The organism is Paenibacillus sp. FSL R5-192 (assembly GCF_000517845.1).
GTDB classification, from domain to species: domain Bacteria; phylum Bacillota; class Bacilli; order Paenibacillales; family Paenibacillaceae; genus Paenibacillus; species Paenibacillus amylolyticus.
Genome location: NZ_ASPR01000048.1, coordinates 141,456 through 158,904 on the forward strand (window position 1 = coordinate 141,456; position 17,449 = coordinate 158,904).

The window sequence follows — 17,449 nt, forward strand, 5'->3', positions numbered from 1 at the left end:
ATGGCTTAGTGTAACCTTTTATTTATACTTTTTTCGGGAAGGAGGATTCACCGAATTATGGATCAATTCATCAATGATTTGCAGGATCAGGAGAAAGCATTGGAGCAGATTCGCCACAAGCTCGCTTTGCTGCCAGACATGTCTGGATGTTACCTGATGAAGAACAGTGAAGGCACCATTATCTATGTTGGTAAGGCTAAAGTTCTGAAGAACCGCGTACGCTCTTATTTTATCGGCAGTCATAACGGAAAGACCCAGCGTCTGGTGTCTGAAATTCGTGATTTTGAATATATCGTGACTGGCAGTAACATGGAAGCACTCATTCTGGAGTGTAACCTGATCAAGAAACATATGCCGCGGTACAACGTGTTGCTCAAGGATGACAAGACATTTCCATATCTTAAAATTACAAATGAAAAGCACCCCCGGCTGGAAGTAACTCGGCGCGTGCTGAAAGATAAAGCCAAATATTTCGGACCTTATCCGAACTCATATGCGGCACACCAAACGAAAAAACTGCTCGACCGCATGTATCCACTGCGCAAATGTGGTGTAATGCCCAAAGAAGTGTGCCTGTACTATCACATGGGACAGTGTCTTGCGCCTTGTGTGAAGGAAGTGGAGAAGGAGCAGTACGACCAGATTTCCCAAGAGATTGGTTCATTTCTGAGTGGTGGTCACGAAGAGATCAAGAAGGATTTGCAGCGTAAGATGCAAGAGGCTGCGGAGGATCTTTATTTTGAACGTGCCAAGGAACTGCGCGACCAGGTAATCGCCATCGATGCGATGATGGAAAAACAGAAAATTACGATGGCCGATGCCAGAGACCGTGATGTATTTGGTTTTGCCATTGATAAAGGCTGGATGTGTGTCCAGATTCTATATATGCGTCAGGGTAAAATGATCGAACGCCATGTCTCCACCTTCCCGTTTTACGGTGAGGCGTACAGTGATTTCATGTCCTATGTAACACAGTATTACAGCGATAATCCGGCATTACCACAAGAAATTTTGTTACCGGAAATGCCCAAGGATCTTGCAACGGATAACGAAAGTTTGGATACAGTATCTGATGATGAGGGATCGGTGCCTGCCGCAGTTACGGTAGAATTCGAGCAGATGGGACAAGTGGAGCGCAGTAACGCTTCCCAGCCACTGGTTGCTGAGACTCGTGCAGCTTACGGAGGTTCCACAGATGCAGAAGGTGAACAACCTGATAGTATGCAAGAGGATGCTCCAATAACGGATACAACTGCTTTTACTGAAAAGCTTCCATCAGGACTGGAAGACCCAACCCAGGTTGCTGCTGCTTTACAGGAGTGGTTGGAGATCAAAGTGCTCATACCGCAACGTGGATTGAAACGCCAGATGATCACCATGGCCGTGGATAATGCACGTGTGGCATTGGAAGAGAAGTTCCGTCTGATTGAGCGTAATGAAGAACGGACATCCAAAGCTGCCGAAGGACTGGGACGTTTTATTGGATTGGATCAGCTTCACCGTATTGAAGCATTTGATAACTCGAACATTCAGGGTACAAACCCGGTATCTGCCATGATCGTATTTACCGATGGTAAACCGGATAAGAAGGAATATCGGAAGTACAAGGTCCGTTCGGTTGAAGGGCCGGATGACTATGAAACGATGAGAGAGGTCATCCGTCGCCGTTACGAACGGGTATTAAAAGAAAACCTGACCCAGCCTGACCTGATTGTGGTCGATGGTGGTAAAGGACAGATCTCGGCTGCGGTCGATATTTTGGAAAATGAGCTGGGGCTGTTTATTCCGGTATGTGGTCTGGTGAAGGATGCGAAGCATAAGACTTCGCAGTTGATGATCGGTAATCCACCGGAAGTCATCTCCCTGCCACGGGATAGTCAGGAATTCTACTTGTTGCAGCGGATACAGGAAGAGGTCCACCGTTTTGCGATCTCGTTCCACCGGGAACAGCGTGGCAAATCGATGGTGACATCACGTTTGGATGCCATTCCGGGTATTGGAGAAAAGCGGCGTAAGTTGCTGTTGAAGCATTTTGGCTCTTTGCGCAAAATAAAAGAGGCCAGCGTTGAAGACTTCCGGCCTCTATCTATTGGTGACAAACTGGCAAATCAGATTATTGCAGCACTTCGGGATGAGGAGTCGTAACATACGGCTTCTCTTTTTGTTTTGGATTGAATTTGTAGACCACATATCCAACGATGGCCGGGAGTACAATCCAGAAGAGTCCGGCTGTCATATTCAGGGCATCGCCCATAAAGACCAAGCTGAGTCCCATCAACAAGCTGTCGAAGATCACATGGGCGAATACAACGGCAATGAAGCCGTGACGCAGCATGATCAGACTGAACAGCAATCCAATCACCAACAGCTCAATGGGACGGGTGATTACTGGATAGATCGGATACAATGTGTGTCCAAGTGCCCAAATGATGGTTGGAATCAGACAGGCAATAAACGTGTTACGCACAATCTTTTGCATCATGCGAATGCCGAACAGTCGATAAACAGTTTCTTCACCAATACCGGCCATCCAAGCCATGATCGGGAAGAGCCAGGCATAGGTCATATTAAATGTAGATTGATCTGCTGACGTCGTTGACCATGTGCCAATGCTTCGCTCCAGAATGAAGAACAGGATGGATTGCACACCCAGTAGAATGAATGCCCACAGGTAACCAGCAACCATGCTGTGAAGTACATATTTTCCATATCCGGGTTCTTTGGCACGAGGCCATGGGTTCAGACCTATTTTGCGCCACATGCCGTCACCAGCAACAAGAGACAGATAGATGGTTGCACTCATGACCAGTGTAATTCCCGCCTGCATTAACATCAGGAACGCTAACATGAAGCTGGAGAGCCCTTGTGCCTGAAAGAGTGGAATCATGTTCAGCGTACCAATTACCGAAGCTGCGAAATACACCAGCGAGAGAATGATCCCGCGTTTGAAAGACGTATGTGCTCGGGTCAGAATGCTATAGATGATTGCCAGCACGCCCAGAACAAAGGTCAGGAATGCATAACCGCCATAAGTCATCCAATTAGCTTGGCGCGTTTGATCTTTCACATAATCGGTATGGGATTCAGGGACAGAGAATCCAGGATCGAAGGATCGTACCGCACCCTCTTCAAACGTAAAATTCAATTCAAGCTTAGAGTCTCCAATGGCTTTTTCAGAATCCACATACTTCAGTCCCGCTTCACCATCGCGAGTCTCCAGTTGAAGTGCCGGCACTTCATAACCGAATTCGGTCAGAACGCCAGCCGCGAGCTGTTGTTTCTCGTCCAGAGATATATTGCCTTCAGCAAGTACTTGCGATGTGGTCACTCGTCCACTAACCTGCTCCGCCTCAATGGCGGTATAGAGAGAAGAAGGCAGTTCCCGTTTGAAGCCGACGACTTTTCCTGTTTTCATATGTACGTCAACATTAAGATAACCGCCCTTGTCTTGATCAGGCAAACGAACGCGGAATACATCGTAAGGATAGCTTGTTTCCCATTTCTGGTTATAGGTATCAAGTTGTTTGGTTTTGGCCATATATCCGTAGATATCCGAATGTGTCTGGTAGGTGACCAGGGTTTTTGCATCGTTATTTGGCAGTGTATAGTCATTCACAGAAGCTGCAAATGATCGTGCGGATTGCTTCGCCTGCTCCTTGGTTATGAAGGACGTAGACGAAATTTCTGTCGTTTGTGATGAGGTTGCAGGAAAGATCTGAAATACAAAAAATAGAATCAGGCCAATCGCCGCAAGCAACCCCAGCCGCTTGAAGTTAGCCTTGAGTAGCAAAGGCTGCCCTAAGGGATTCATGTAATGGTGTTCCTCCTTTATTGATAGAGGTAGTTCAAAAAGTCCGCTTTTGATTACGAAGGTTGCCTAACGGCATCATCAGCATCGAATATGGAATTCAGCCGAAATGTCCGTTGCTCACGTAGCTCGATCTACGCTCCGCTACTCCATTTCTATCTTTATCCCATCTTCTTGGTACTGAAAACCGCCCTTTTTGAACACGCACTAATATGGATATTAAAGTTAACATAGCACAGGCCAAGCAACGAATGCCAATGATGTAACGAAAACAGGTGTAAATCCTTGAAAATGAATGAAAAGGACCGAAAGAATCTGATCCATCCGTCGCCATATCTGAGTTCTTCCCTTTTTGGCTGAATTCGATCCGATTTACACAAAAAACGTTTTGTCTACAAACGTCGCAGCGCTTATAATTTTGAAACAAATGTGCAATGATTCGCATGTCTTTCGCCCAACAAGGGAACGAATAGGATATATTCCAACTTCATTATATATGTCGTTTTAATCTGAATCATACTTGTTTAACGTTTGGCAACAGCATTTCAAATGAAGAAGGCTCCACGGGGTGTGGAGTTATTTTCATTTTAGAAGAGGTGGAAGATACTCAAGTGAAACTGAATGTTCAATGGATGCGATTATCGCCACCCCGTATTCTTGTGTTAGGGTTTGCTGGCATCATATTGGTTGGCACACTGCTATTAATGCTTCCGGTATCCAGCCGTAACGGTGACAGTCTTGCATTTATTGATGCGCTCTTTACAGCAACTTCGGCTGTTTGTGTCACTGGTTTGGTTGTGGTCGATACAGGGACTCATTTCTCGGTGCTGGGTCAGGTTGTGATCGCGATTTTGATTCAGATTGGCGGACTGGGCTTCATGACGATGTCCACGTTGGTTGCCATTGCGTTCAAACGGCGGATCTCGCTCAGGGAAAGGTTGATTCTACAGGAAGCGATGAACCAAAGCACGATGGAGGGCATCGTCCGGCTGATTCGTAAAGTTGTGATCTACTCACTCATTATCGAAGGGATATGTGGCACGTTGTTTGCCATCCGCTGGTCGTTCGACATGCCAGTCGGACAGGCGATTTATTATGGCTATTGGCATGCGATCTCCATGTTCAACAATGCGGGCTTTGATATGTTTGGCGATTTCCGCAGTCTGACCGGTTATGTGTATGACCCGTTGGTTAATTTTACAGCAATGTTCCTGATTGTCTCTGGCGGGATCGGTTTTGTGGTGTTGTCAGACCTGGTGGATTACCGCAAAACGCGGAAGCTGTCCCTGCACTCCAAAGTTGTACTGTTAATGACTGGATTGTTGATTGTGTTTGGTGCACTTGTCATTTTCGTATTTGAATTTAGCAATCCGCGGACACTGGGTGGCCTGAACTGGGGTGGCAAAATTCTCGGTTCATTCTTCCAGTCCGTTACGCCGCGAACAGCAGGAGCCAATACGGTAGATATTGCCGGACTCAGACAGGCAACACAGTTCTTTATGATCATCCTGATGTTTATTGGTGCTTCGCCGGGTTCTACCGGAGGCGGGATCAAAACAACGACATTTATGATTATGGCTGGAGCGGTCATCGCCATGATGCGTGGACGTGAAGATATCGTATTTTTCCGCTACCGGCTCGTACAGGAACGGATTTTCAAGGCGCTTACCATTACATTGCTAGCGCTTTTGTTCATCATAGCTGTGACGATGGCACTGAGTACCACAGAAGACGCCAGTTTTATGATGATCTTATTTGAAACGACATCGGCCTTTGGTACCGTTGGATTATCGCTCGGACTGACGCTGAAACTGACTACATTGGGCAAACTCCTGATCTGTTTTACGATGTTTGCAGGAAGGCTTGGACCGATCACATTAGCGTATGCACTTGGGCAGAAAAAGGGTAAAGAGTTATACAGGTATCCGGAAGGCAAAATGATTATTGGATAAATCTATTTTTAGTGAGTTTTGAAATTGATTTGGATAAGGGGTTCGTGAAGAACAATGAAAACACAACAGTTTGCGGTGATTGGGCTTGGGCGGTTTGGCTCCAGTCTGGCACAGGAATTAATGGAACTCGGCTACGAGGTGCTCGGGATCGATAAAAATGAAGAAGTCGTCGAAGACATTAGTGAATTGGTCACCCATGCCGTTGTAGCCGATGCCACAGATGAGGAAGTGCTACGCTCCCTGGGTATTCGAAATTTTGACTGCTGTATCGTTGCTATCGGGGATGATATTCAGACGAGCATTCTCACCGCGATTCTGTTAAAAGAGCTGGGCGTCAAGACGGTCGTGGCCAAGGCCATATCCGTCCTTCACGGACGCGCATTGGATAAACTGGGGATCGATCGTGTCGTTTATCCTGAGCGGGATATGGGCATTCGGGTTGCCCACCAGCTGGTTACCCCGAACTTGCTGGATTACATTGAATTATCCAATGATTACAGTATTGTCGAGATGAAGGTTCCCGCCTGTCTGCACAACAAAACCCTTTCGACCCTGAATGCACGTGTACGTTTTGGTTGTAGCATTGTAGCGTTACAGAAAGAAGCTGGGGTCATTATCGCTCCGACGGCACTGGATTCGCTTCAAATGGGGGATATCATGGTCATTATTGGTAATAATGCAGATATCGACCGATTTGAAGAAGAGGTTATCAGCCAAGAGAGCTGATAATTATCATGAGTTAAATATGGAAGCCAGGCGTTAGAACCTGGCTGATTCAGATCAAGGCAAAGGCGTCGTAGCCCTCCGTGAGGGCAATGGCGCCTTTGCTGTAAAGAGTGCAGCCGTCTCCTTGACCCATTGTCTGGAGGTCTCGCTGAGGTCCTCTTTTTCCCCATAGATCATACAAGTTGTTCTGCGGGTCTGCTGTAATTGAGGCAAATGAACAGAAACAAGATCATTGTCCGCAAGCAATTGTGGACGAAGATATGACTTGGGCAATAGAGCAGCAGCTTTGGCGGAAGGCAGAAGTCGGATGATCGCTTCGAAGGAATCAATCTCCATACGAATATCCGGCATCACGGCACAGCGCTGGAAGAGATCGTCCGTTAATTTGCGATACCAGGTGCCTTTGGAGAACGTGATCATCGGCAGATCCTGCAAATGTTCCATCCCGGCTTCCTTACCGGACAAGGGGTGTGTAAGCGGCACAACCAGTTCCAGGTGATCGTCAAAGAGCGGCACACAGTTAAGCCCCACTTCGCTGATGGAGGAGGCGACAATGCCCACATCGGCTTTTTTGTCACGCACAAACGACACAATCTCATGTGTTTTACCCGTCAACAGTTTCAGTTCGGCATTTGGATGTTTCTCCATAAAGGCATTGACGAGAGGTGGTAACGTAGTTTGAAGCGTCGTCAGACTGGCTCCAAGTGTAATGGTGCTCTGTTCTTCGTCTTTATACTGGGCCAGCATGGTGAGGAACTTCTGTTGTTGCTGCTTCTGTTCTACAGCGTAGGTATAGGTGAACTGGCCCACACTGGTTAACTCCAGCCGTTTGCCACGGCGGTGGAACAGGGCAACTCCGAGTTCATCCTCCAATTTGGCGATTTTGCGTGAGAGTGCGGGTTGGGACAAGTTCAGTAACTTGGATGCACGGTTCAGGCTGGACTGCTCCACGACCGCTGCAAATGCATTTAACTCCTCAAACATGAACAATAACCTCTTTTCCATGAATGTGATTCTTGCCCTTGCTCAATCGTTTTCCATGTTGTATAGCCTGTAAACCCAATGTTTCACTGCTTATACCTATAGGTTATAACATTTAATAATTATATTGCAATTCCCTTATAAGAAAAAAAGGAGTAACATGAACCGTGACACAAGTTGTTCACACCTGGGGAAAACGGAACAATTTGTCGAACCTTTTCATGGAAAAGGATTCGTGTCATGATAAGTGAAATCATTTATGAAAACGTTGTATTTAGCGAAAGGGGATCGACATTTTATGAAAGGGTTTTACTCCAGAAAGCTGCACTCCTTGCTTGGCGTCATTCCGCTCAGTTTGTTTTTTGTTGAGCATTTGGTGACGAACTTCACGGCAGTTGAAGGCGGCAAAGAAGCTTTTTACGGTGCCGTTGCATTTCTGAACGGTTTGCCTCTTGTTATTGTGATCGAGGCATTACTTATCTGGCTGCCGTTGTTCTATCACGGTGTTTATGGTCTTTACATTGCTTATCAGGCCAAGCCTAACGTTGGGCGTTACGGTAATGAGCGCAACTGGCGCTACACGTTACAGAGGGTAAGCGGTATTATTACGTTTGTATTCGTCATCTGGCACGTATGGGAGACGCGAGTACAGATTGCGCTGGGTAATGTATCCCATGAAGAGATTGGCGGCGTCATACATGATGCGGTGACGAATCCGATAACCTTTGCGATATATATGATCAGTGTGGTTGCGGCGTCATATCACTTTGCCAATGGTCTGTGGTCGTTCCTTGTTAGCTGGGGAATTACGGTTGGTCCGCGTGCGCAACGTGTATCCTCTTACGTATGTATGAGCTTGTTCGCTATTGTTTCCATCATGTTTATTGCTTCACTATTTGCTTTCCGGAGCATTGATTTCCAAACAGCTACTTCGATGATTGACGCAGTAAAAACAGTTCTAATTTAAGCATTTAGCGTATAAATGCTGACTTATAAGGGAGTGAACAGCAATGGCATCAACGAATGTAATTATTGTGGGCGGCGGTCTCGCGGGATTGATGGCGGCGATCAAATCGGCTGAAGCCGGAGTCCATGTTCATTTATTTTCACTGGTTCCTGTTAAACGATCCCACTCTGTATGCGCACAAGGCGGCATTAACGGAGCGGTAAATACCAAGGGTGAAGGTGACTCCCCATGGGTACACTTTGACGATACGGTATACGGCGGTGACTTCCTTGCGAACCAACCTCCTGTTAAAGCGATGTGCGAAGCAGCACCTGGCATCATTCACTTGATGGACCGTATGGGCGTAATGTTCAACCGGACACCGGAAGGTTTGCTTGATTTCCGTCGTTTCGGGGGAACGAAGCATCACCGTACGGCGTTTGCCGGAGCGACAACAGGACAACAATTGCTCTATGCATTAGACGAGCAGGTACGTCGCTGGGAAGCAGCTGGCCTGGTTACGAAATATGAGAACTGGGAGTTCCTGCAGGCAGTTTTGGATGATGAAGGCGTATGTCGCGGGATCGTGGCTCAGGATCTGAAAACGATGAAGGTACAGACCTTCCCTGCAGAAGCGGTTATTCTGGCGAGTGGTGGTCCGGGGATCATCTTCGGTAAAACGACCAACTCTGTAATTAACACAGGTACAGCGGCAAGTGCGGTGTATCAGCAAGGTGTAAATTACGCAAACGGGGAGTTCATTCAGATTCACCCAACAGCCATTCCAGGGGATGACAAGCTACGTCTCATGTCTGAATCCGCGCGTGGTGAAGGTGGACGGATCTGGACGTACAAAGACGGAAAACCTTGGTACTTCCTTGAAGAAAAATATCCATCCTACGGTAACCTGGTTCCACGTGATATCGCGACTCGTGAAATCTTCAGCGTCTGCGTAGATATGGGTCTGGGTGTGAACGGCGAGAACATGGTTTATCTCGACCTGTCGCACAAAGATCCGAAGGAACTGGATGTTAAACTCGGCGGAATCATTGAGATCTATGAGAAGTTCATGGGTGATGACCCGCGTAAAATCCCAATGAAAATCTTCCCGGCAGTCCATTATTCCATGGGCGGCATGTGGGTAGATTACAATCAAATGACTAACATTCCGGGGCTGTTCGCAGCTGGTGAATGTGAATATCAATACCATGGTGCGAACCGTCTAGGTGCAAACTCATTGGTATCTGCGATCTATGGTGGTATGGTGGCTGGACCAAAAGCGGCTGAATATATCAAAGGACTTAAAAAATCGTCCGCAGATATCCCATCTTCCGTATTTGAGAAACACACCAAACAACAAAGCGACAAGTACGAAGGCATCTTGAAAATGCAGGGCACGGAAAATGCCTATGTCATTCATAAAGAGCTTGGCGAGTGGATGACAGCCAACATGACGGTTGTGCGTTACAACGACAAGCTTGAAGCCACGATTGGCAAGATCAAGGAATTGAAAGAGCGTTATGGCAAAATCAATATGTATGACAGCTCCGGTTGGAATAACCCGAGCGCAGCATTCACTCGCCAACTGTGGAACATGATTGAACTGGCAGAAGCAATGACTCTCGGTGCTCTACTCCGTAACGAAAGCCGCGGCGCGCATTACAAACCGGAATTCACGGAACGTAATGACGAAGAGTTCCTGAAAACGACTATCGCAAGCTGGTCGAAGGAAGGCCCGAAAATTTCGTACGAGCCAGTAGACGTATCCTTGATCCCACCACGTATCCGGGATTACTCCAAGGATTAAATATCACGGATTTATTTATAAAGTTAAATATTATGCACCTGAACGAAGAGGCAGGACAACTTTGGAGAAGCAAAGCTTCTTCAAAGTTACTGCCATCAAAGTGAAGGAAAGACCCAGAAGAAGCAAAGCCCTAGCGATGCTTCAGAACTTCAATACTGCCTCCAGCATGAATGGAGTGCAGTTTTCCAGCAAAGTTACCCAGTGCACAACATAGCGGAAGAAGCGGAAATACCCAGAAGAAGCAAAGCGCCTTAGCGATGCTTCAGAACTTCAATACTGCCCATCCAGCATGAATGGAGTGCAGTTTCCAGCAAAGTGACCCTGCGTGCACGACGTAGCGGAGGAAGCGGAAATGCCCAGAAGAAGCGAAGCGCTCGCCTTTATCACCGGATTTTAACCCTGGAAAGGGTTGATCAAAAAAATCCGGGGATAACAGCGATCAGAGGGGCATTCCGCTGACGAAGCGCCACCCGTGCACCAAACCATTTTGCGCATCAGCAACACCAATCATCGTCACCAGAGGAGGGGACTACGATATGGCGGAACAAGCTACAGCCAACAAAACCGTCAAGTTTATCATCACCCGTCAGGATAGCCCGGAGTCATCTTCGTACAACGAAGAATTTGAGCTTCCGTACCGTCCCAACATGAATGTGATCAGCGCCCTGATGGAGATTCAGCGGAACCCCGTCAATACAGATGGCAAATCCATTGCACCCGTGTGCTGGGATTCCAACTGTCTCGAAGAAGTCTGCGGTGCCTGCTCCATGGTCATCAATGGCAAGCCACGTCAAGCATGTGCAGCCCTGATCGACAAGCTCGAACAGCCCGTTCGTATCGAACCGATGAAGACATTCCCGGTGGTTCGTGACTTGGTCATCGACCGTAGCCGAATGTTTAGCGCCCTGAAACGCGTAAAAGCATGGATTCCGATTGATGGTACCTATGACCTCGGTCCAGGTCCACGGATGCCTGAGAAGAAGCGTCAGTGGGCATATGAGCTGTCCAAATGTATGACATGTGGTGTATGTCTGGAGGCATGCCCGAACGTCAATGAGAAAACAGACTTTATCGGTCCAGCAGCACTGTCTCAAGTGCGTCTGTTCAACGCTCACCCAACAGGGGAGATGAACGCCGACGATCGTCTGGAAGCGTTGATGGAAGACGGAGGCATCGAGGGCTGTGGTAACTCACAGAACTGTGTGCAATCCTGTCCAAAAGGCATTCCACTGACAACCTCCATTGCCGAAATGAACAAACAAACGACCAAGCATATGTTCAAACGCTGGTTGGGTGTATAATCTCGTCATAACATGTGCAGAAGTGTAATCTGCAACTTAGAAGAAGTCGTGATCCCGTGCAGCAACATGCCGGAGATCCCGGCTTCTTTTTGTAATGAAGCAGAGGAACCGGGCTACCCATGCAGAATATGATATACTAAGGGGATGGATTAAGAGCGTAGAAGGAGGGGGAGATATGGCAGAGACACCGCGTCAGGGCAGCAACAACTCGCCGTCCCAGCGCTCGCACAAAGCATCAGGTGCAGAAGAGTCTGTGTTTCCTGGGGAAGAAAAGGATCATGATCCCTCTCGCCGAAGTTTCTTATTGCGCATGGTTTTGATGACAGCGGGTGCCAGTTTGCTTACAGGAGGTTATGCCTGGCTATGGGAACCGCGTCGTCTGGAGATCAAGCAAGTGGCGCTGAAACTTCCGAAGTTTCCAAAGGCATTTGAGGGTTTGCGTGTCGTTCAGTTCAGCGATGCCCATCTTGGTTTTCATACCGGGGTGAAAGAGCTGAAGAAGCTGGCAGCAACGATTGAGGAGCAGCAACCGGACTTGATTTGTTTTACCGGAGACATCGTCGAGAGGGAAGCAGAGCCGATGCGTGAATGTATTCCGGTACTCGCCTCCATGCAAGCGAAGTATGGCAAATTTGCTGTTTTGGGGAATCATGATTATCGGGGCGGACAGCAGAATGAAGTGACAACCATGTTCCGTGAAGCTGGATTCACTTTGTTACGGAACGAACATGTGGTGATTGAACAAGGGGGCGAACGTCTGGCCATAGCTGGTCTGGATGACGCACTTACAGGCAGTCCTGATCCTGCCCAAGCCATCAAGGGTTTGGATCATGATGTGTGGAAATTGTTACTTATGCATGAACCGGATTATGCCGACATTGCCACTCCCTATGGTTTTGGATTACAACTTTCCGGCCATAGCCATGGTGGACAGGTACGTTTTCCCTGGATCGGGGCACTGACAACTCCGCGAGGTTCACACAAGTATGTTCAAGGATTGTATTACACGGATGTCCAGGGGGTATATTACACCACCCAGACACAGATGCCGGTGTATGTGAATCGTGGTTTTGGCATGACTCAACTGCCCATTCGTTTTCTGTGCAGACCAGAATTAACGGTGTTTGAGCTTAAAGGGTCAACCACATAAAAGAATATAAGATGAATATAAAACATAAAGGATTGAACATGAATGGAGGTTATCCAGATGGAAAGAATTGCGATTGTATCCGACATTCATGGCAACATGACTGCCTGGGAAGCAGTGTTAAAAGATATCCGAAGTCGTGGCGTGGAGCGAATCTTTTGTCTTGGTGACCTCGTGGGCAAGGGGCCAGAACCGGTACAGGTTGTGGATCAGGTGAGAGCGACGTGCGAACTTGTTATCCGTGGCAATTGGGATGAACTGGTTGCGGTTAACCAAGACAACGAGAACTTTACGTGGCAAGCAGAGCGGCTGGGTGAGGAACGATTGGCGTACTTGGCGTGCCTACCCTTCAGTCATCAATTTCAACTGAGCGGTCGCACCATCCGTCTGGTCCATGCTTCACCTCAAAGTGTATACCATCGTGTACAGCCGTGGGACGCGATGGAAAAGAGGTTGACAATGTTTGATCCTCCGGCTGATGAGCCTGAGCAAGGTGTTGCAGATGTTGTAGGTTATGGGGATGTGCATAACGCATACTTGCAGTATATGAACGGCAAGTTACTGTTTAATGCAGGCAGTGTTGGTAATCCATTCGATCTTCCCCAAGCTTCCTACTGTATTTTGGAGGGTGAAGACAGCAACGATAACAATACCCCGTTCAATGTTCAATTTTTGCGAGTGCCTTATGATATTGAGCGAGAAGTACAGGTTGCACAGTCGGCGAATGTTCCTGCATTGGATTTCTATATTCGTGAGATTCGTACTGGTATCTATCGCGGGCTGCAAGAGTAGTCAGTATCTAGGCCTTTTAGCGTGAGGAATTGAATGATGCAATATATTAATACTAAAATGCGAATACTAAAGTTCGTGGATCAGTTCAAATGGTATTACGCCGGATCATCATCAGAGCATGCTTGTCTTACCGGACTAGAGCCCGTTTAGGCAAAAGGAGCGATTGTCATGCTTACCCGAAAAATGCTGGTTCAAGGTCTGCCGGCTTTGTGGACAGAGCGTCTTGTCCTGCGATCATTACGTCAAAGTGATTACAGCACATTATCGGAACTCTTTTCCGATCCTCAAGTCATAAGATATGTGAATAGGGGAAGCCAGCCCACGCCAATCCGAGCGAGACGGTTATTGAACCAGATACGGAGCAGCAGCGCCAAGCTGGATTCGTTACATTATGGGATCTGCTGGAGAGGCAAGGAACAAGTTATTGGGATCACCTCATTCCAGCACTGGAATGATCAGAATGGTACCGCACAGATTGGTTATATCCTGAACAGGTCCTGTTGGGGCAGGGGTGTGGCTACCGAGGCGGTACAGCGGCTGCTGCAGTTTGGATTTGACGATCTTCATCTGGGGAGGGTGGAAGCACGTTGTTATGAGGCCAATGTATCTTCACAACGGGTGCTAAGCAAAATAGGGATGTCCTATGAGCGGAGTCTTCCCTCGTTCGGACTGAATGATGAGGATGACGAGGGATCAGAATCCCTGATGGATGTTAAAGTGTACAGTATGTACCGGGAACAATACGTCAGACCGGTTCAGGAAAAAGACCTGCAAACTCTGGTATCTGACAAGCCGCAATGACATAGAGTAAGAGTAGTCAAACGTGAATGAATCGAACTTCAATCATTTGTTACACAATTGAAATATAGCTGCAATTGAACTCTAACAGACAGGGGGTAAACTTATCTCATGACCCCCTTTTTGATAATAGATAATGCTGTTGGGACCCGCGCGAGCGGGTTCATTTTTTTTGCCCATATAATTTAAGTGTGGAGTATTTACACTGGCCACTCCGATGACAGAATAACCTTCCGATCGCTGTTATCCCCAGATTTTTTGATTCCTTTTTGAAAAGGGAAAATCCGTTGATAGCGTATGCTTCCGATGCAGCTTTCTTTCAGAAAGCTTTTAGGCGAACACTTCGTTTCTTCTGGTTATTTCTGTCCTCTCTGTTATCGTGTAAATATGTAGTTTAACTTTATATAATATTTTTTTTATTTAGAATTAAACCCAAAACCCCCACTGCGCTTGTTAACGCTGTGGGGGTTTCTCTGTGGTTCTATATTTTTTACAGTGATACAACCTGCATCTGTTTCTGCTTGAAGTATACCCAGTCGGTGAATCCGATCTCCTTGAGACGTGTACGAACGTCATCCAGCTCGTCTGCAACCCGCTGTGGTTTATGAGCGTCCGATCCAAATGTCACCTTCACTCCATAATGATGGGCGCGTTCCAGAATGGCATCCGAGGGATACCAGCCACCGCTGAGTTTGGTTTTGCCAGATGTGTTAATTTCGATCGCTACGTTGGATTCTGCAATGACCTGCAACGTTTCATCAATGGCCTGATCAGCGATAATTTCGGAGAAAGGTGGATAGTTTCCTTTCATCGCATCAATATGTCCAAGAATCTGGAACATACCGCTGCCAGCCGATTCCCGGATTAATGAATAATAGCTCTCTTTCACTTCAACTTTGCGAGCATTGCTTAGGCCATTCCACCGGGTTTTGTTGAAGATACTCACATCCTCGGTATGATGAACTGAACCAATAATATAGTCAAAAGGATACTGTCCCAGTGTGGTACGGTACAATTCTGCATGAACAGGGAAGTAGTCGGATTCAATGCCGAGCAGCACATCGATTTTACCAGCGTACTCTTCTTTCAAAGCAAGGACTTCTTCCACATAATGCTGCAATTCCGACTTGCCCATTGCGATCCGGGGAAATGCCTGCTCAAGCTCACTGCCAAAGTACGGCGTATGATCCGAGATACCGATGGCCTGAAGTCCTGCCTTAATACCTGCCTCTATATAATCGCGGATGTTGCCGTCTGCGTGACCACAACGAAAATGATGTGTATGAAGATCAAATTTCATATGGAATCCTTCCTTTCTCATGGCTCATTGTCATTCTGAACTGATGAATTGGGTTTCCGGCATACCTTTGAGGTCACTTATGAATTGTTGCATTGCTGAGTTAAGGTATCGACTGGACTTATAGATGACACCAACAGGGTGACTGACCTCCAGCTCACTTAAGGGTATCATTCGCAATGTACCTTGACGCAACTCATGCGCAACAGATTGTTTGGAGATGACAGCTGCCCCGAGATCAATCTCGACCATCCGTTTCACTTCTTCGCTGCTCGACAACTCCATTACAATATTAGGTTCAATATTATGTTTCTTGAAGATCGTTTCTGTAAACCTTCGTCCTACGGTATCAGGGGACAGCAGAATCAATGGTGTACTCCGGAGCACATCCACTGCAGCATGTTTTTTCTTTGCCAGCGGATGGGAAGGAGATACCACGAGTTCAAATGTGTCATAGTAGAGCACAGATGTATTCAGGTTGGGATTACGCTCCGTGAGATAACCGATACCAATATCAACCAGACCATTTTCGACCTGGGTATAGATCTGTGATGAAGGAAGGGACTGGATACTGGTTTTGATCAGCGGGAATTGATCTTGGAAATAGGATAACACCCTTGGCAAGATCTGAATAGCAATGGAAGTTGTTGTGCCTAATACGATACGTCCCTGAGGCGTTTCATCAAGATCGGACAATTTTTGTTTCAACTCATCAACGATGTCGAGCATCCGTTCAGCGTGCTCCAGGAATACCTGTCCACGGTCTGTCAGGGTAACGGGTTGGTTCCGATCCACAAGAACGGTGCTGAATTCGTCCTCCAGACTTTTGATCTGGGCCGAGACGGCAGGCTGGGTCAGGTTCAGAAGTTCTCCCGCTTTGCGGAAGCTCATCGTTTTGGAAATGGTAATTAGTGTCTCCAGTTGGCTTATGTTCATAGGTGACCTCCTTGCAGGCAAAATTTCTTGATTATGTAGTGTTTGGTGCGATGTATCCCGTAACTGGTTATTGTTCCGTTATCTTAAATTATAGGTGATTCAGGACAGCAGAGCAATGAAGGTAATGATCAGGATCAAAAGTAGTTCAAGAGACTGTGAAAAAAACGCGAATACAAGAATTTGATTTTTTTTACAGTTGTGAGAAAGCAGTAATAAAGTCCTAAATGCCCTTTGCCACGCACGATGATTGAAATGCTTTCTTCAAAAGAAGTGAAAAGCGCTGTTTATTCGCTAGAATCAGCTATAAACATTTGCCCCACGGATGACGATAAATTATAGTACACATGGTTTAACGAATTCTTAATGAATTCTTGTACGTGATAAAGTATAATAAATTTAATGAATATGGGACTTTTGGTGTGTGACCAATAACCCAGTGCGAGGGGGACATAGACAGTGAAAGCGGAAGTGATTAATCCTTTCCTGGAATCGGCACGGAACGTATTCGAACAGCTCATCCAGGTTTCGCCTTCCACCGGGAGTCTTGGCGTGAAAAATGTAGAGTACATTGCAGACCATGTCTGGATCGTGATCGGAATGACCGGACAACTTAGCGGAAACATTGTATTTGGAATTAATGAACAAGTTGCATTGAAAATTGTATCTGCGATGATGGGTGGATTTGTCATTACAGAAATGGATGAAATGAGCAAAAGTGCGATTTCCGAACTGGGGAATATGATCAGTGGTAATGCCAGCACCATCCTGTCAAACCAGGGTGTTGTGGTCGATATTACACCTCCACAAGTAATGAAGTCCGAACATCTGACTACATTTAGTGCAACGAAAGCACTGAGCATTCCTTTGCTGATGGACGGCATTGGTGAGATGGATATTCAGGTTATGATCTCGTAGAATAGAACCATACGCCTCAAAAGGCAATATGTGTTCAATACGG

The 17,449-nt window shown here is 46.8% G+C and carries 14 protein-coding genes; 10 read left to right on the plus strand and 4 right to left on the minus strand.

The window, feature by feature from the left end; translation table 11 throughout:
• Nucleotides 1–57 precede the first annotated feature (57 nt).
• On the plus strand, nt 58–2,145 hold the full coding sequence (gene uvrC / locus C161_RS24325; RefSeq protein ID WP_036673382.1) for an excinuclease ABC subunit UvrC: 2,088 nt from the start codon (nt 58–60) through the stop codon (nt 2,143–2,145).
• On the opposite strand, the gene C161_RS24330 is transcribed toward uvrC, so the two are convergent.
• A complete protein-coding gene (locus C161_RS24330) occupies nt 2,114–3,811 on the minus strand; it encodes a CPBP family intramembrane glutamic endopeptidase (protein WP_036673384.1) in 1,698 nt (565 codons plus the stop codon). The two genes, uvrC and C161_RS24330, sit on opposite strands and share 32 nt — an antisense overlap.
• A 629-nt stretch (nt 3,812–4,440) precedes the next feature.
• On the opposite strand from C161_RS24330, the gene C161_RS24335 reads away from it, so the two are divergent.
• Together C161_RS24335 and C161_RS24340 are read left to right on the plus strand one after the other, a co-directional pair.
• Nucleotides 4,441–5,760 carry a TrkH family potassium uptake protein gene (locus tag C161_RS24335; RefSeq protein ID WP_036673565.1) on the plus strand — a complete coding sequence of 440 codons (1,320 nt, stop codon included), beginning with the start codon at nt 4,441–4,443 and terminating at the stop codon, nt 5,758–5,760.
• A gap of 54 nt (nt 5,761–5,814) precedes the next feature.
• Entirely contained in the window at nt 5,815–6,486 is a 672-nt protein-coding gene (locus tag C161_RS24340) for a potassium channel family protein (RefSeq protein WP_017692455.1), read from the plus strand.
• A 54-nt stretch (nt 6,487–6,540) separates the two neighbouring features.
• Here C161_RS24340 and C161_RS24345 read toward each other — a convergent pair whose 3' ends face one another.
• Nucleotides 6,541–7,470, minus strand: coding sequence for a LysR family transcriptional regulator (locus C161_RS24345; protein WP_036673385.1), 930 nt, complete (start codon nt 7,468–7,470; stop codon nt 6,541–6,543).
• A 295-nt stretch (nt 7,471–7,765) separates the two neighbouring features.
• Here C161_RS24345 and C161_RS24350 point away from each other — a divergent pair, with 295 nt between their 5' ends.
• The 6 genes from C161_RS24350 to C161_RS24375 all read left to right on the plus strand — a co-directional run bounded on the left by C161_RS24350 (nt 7,766) and on the right by C161_RS24375 (nt 14,261).
• A complete protein-coding gene (locus C161_RS24350; protein ID WP_036605792.1) occupies nt 7,766–8,434 on the plus strand; it encodes a succinate dehydrogenase cytochrome b558 subunit in 669 nt (222 codons plus the stop codon).
• Nucleotides 8,435–8,477: 43 nt separating this feature from the next.
• Nucleotides 8,478–10,220 carry a succinate dehydrogenase flavoprotein subunit gene (sdhA, locus tag C161_RS24355; protein WP_036673387.1) on the plus strand — a complete coding sequence of 581 codons (1,743 nt, stop codon included), beginning with the start codon at nt 8,478–8,480 and terminating at the stop codon, nt 10,218–10,220.
• A 536-nt stretch (nt 10,221–10,756) separates the two neighbouring features.
• Nucleotides 10,757–11,521 (plus strand): succinate dehydrogenase iron-sulfur subunit, encoded by a 765-nt coding sequence (gene sdhB, locus C161_RS24360; protein ID WP_036605794.1) that lies wholly within the window; start codon nt 10,757–10,759, stop codon nt 11,519–11,521.
• Nucleotides 11,522–11,696: 175 nt separating this feature from the next.
• Nucleotides 11,697–12,671 carry a metallophosphoesterase gene (locus C161_RS24365; protein ID WP_036673389.1) on the plus strand — a complete coding sequence of 325 codons (975 nt, stop codon included), beginning with the start codon at nt 11,697–11,699 and terminating at the stop codon, nt 12,669–12,671.
• Nucleotides 12,672–12,728: 57 nt separating this feature from the next.
• Nucleotides 12,729–13,460: a metallophosphoesterase family protein gene (locus C161_RS24370; RefSeq protein WP_036673390.1), complete on the plus strand. Its 732-nt coding sequence runs from the start codon at nt 12,729–12,731 to the stop codon at nt 13,458–13,460.
• A gap of 168 nt (nt 13,461–13,628) precedes the next feature.
• A complete protein-coding gene (locus C161_RS24375) occupies nt 13,629–14,261 on the plus strand; it encodes a GNAT family N-acetyltransferase (RefSeq protein WP_051449920.1) in 633 nt (210 codons plus the stop codon).
• Between the two features lie 487 nt (nt 14,262–14,748).
• On the opposite strand, the gene C161_RS24380 is transcribed toward C161_RS24375, so the two are convergent.
• Nucleotides 14,749–15,558, minus strand: a complete 810-nt coding sequence (locus C161_RS24380) for a histidinol-phosphatase (protein WP_036673393.1) — start codon at nt 15,556–15,558, stop codon at nt 14,749–14,751.
• A 30-nt stretch (nt 15,559–15,588) separates the two neighbouring features.
• Nucleotides 15,589–16,491 (minus strand): LysR family transcriptional regulator, encoded by a 903-nt coding sequence (locus C161_RS24385; protein WP_036605798.1) that lies wholly within the window; start codon nt 16,489–16,491, stop codon nt 15,589–15,591.
• Nucleotides 16,492–16,947: 456 nt separating this feature from the next.
• Between C161_RS24385 and C161_RS24390 the strand changes: the two genes are divergently transcribed.
• The gene (locus tag C161_RS24390; RefSeq protein ID WP_036605799.1) at nt 16,948–17,406 is read left to right on the plus strand and encodes a chemotaxis protein CheX; all 459 of its coding nucleotides are present in this window, start codon (nt 16,948–16,950) and stop codon (nt 17,404–17,406) included.
• Nucleotides 17,407–17,449 lie beyond the last annotated feature (43 nt).

What these genes read in the sequence shown, in the direction of transcription:
- C161_RS24330 (WP_036673384.1), bottom strand. Translation starts at nt 3,811, where the DNA reads ATGAATCCCTTAGGGCAGCCTTTGCTACTCAAGGCTAACTTCAAGCGG.
- C161_RS24385 (WP_036605798.1), bottom strand. Translation starts at nt 16,491, where the DNA reads ATGAACATAAGCCAACTGGAGACACTAATTACCATTTCCAAAACGATG.
- C161_RS24370 (WP_036673390.1), top strand. Translation starts at nt 12,729, where the DNA reads ATGGAAAGAATTGCGATTGTATCCGACATTCATGGCAACATGACTGCC.
- C161_RS24350 (WP_036605792.1), top strand. Translation starts at nt 7,766, where the DNA reads ATGAAAGGGTTTTACTCCAGAAAGCTGCACTCCTTGCTTGGCGTCATT.
- C161_RS24375 (WP_051449920.1), top strand. Translation starts at nt 13,629, where the DNA reads ATGCTTACCCGAAAAATGCTGGTTCAAGGTCTGCCGGCTTTGTGGACA.
- sdhA (WP_036673387.1), top strand. Translation starts at nt 8,478, where the DNA reads ATGGCATCAACGAATGTAATTATTGTGGGCGGCGGTCTCGCGGGATTG.
- C161_RS24365 (WP_036673389.1), top strand. Translation starts at nt 11,697, where the DNA reads ATGGCAGAGACACCGCGTCAGGGCAGCAACAACTCGCCGTCCCAGCGC.
- uvrC (WP_036673382.1), top strand. Translation starts at nt 58, where the DNA reads ATGGATCAATTCATCAATGATTTGCAGGATCAGGAGAAAGCATTGGAG.
- C161_RS24380 (WP_036673393.1), bottom strand. Translation starts at nt 15,558, where the DNA reads ATGAAATTTGATCTTCATACACATCATTTTCGTTGTGGTCACGCAGAC.
- C161_RS24340 (WP_017692455.1), top strand. Translation starts at nt 5,815, where the DNA reads ATGAAAACACAACAGTTTGCGGTGATTGGGCTTGGGCGGTTTGGCTCC.
- C161_RS24335 (WP_036673565.1), top strand. Translation starts at nt 4,441, where the DNA reads ATGCGATTATCGCCACCCCGTATTCTTGTGTTAGGGTTTGCTGGCATC.
- sdhB (WP_036605794.1), top strand. Translation starts at nt 10,757, where the DNA reads ATGGCGGAACAAGCTACAGCCAACAAAACCGTCAAGTTTATCATCACC.
- C161_RS24345 (WP_036673385.1), bottom strand. Translation starts at nt 7,470, where the DNA reads ATGTTTGAGGAGTTAAATGCATTTGCAGCGGTCGTGGAGCAGTCCAGC.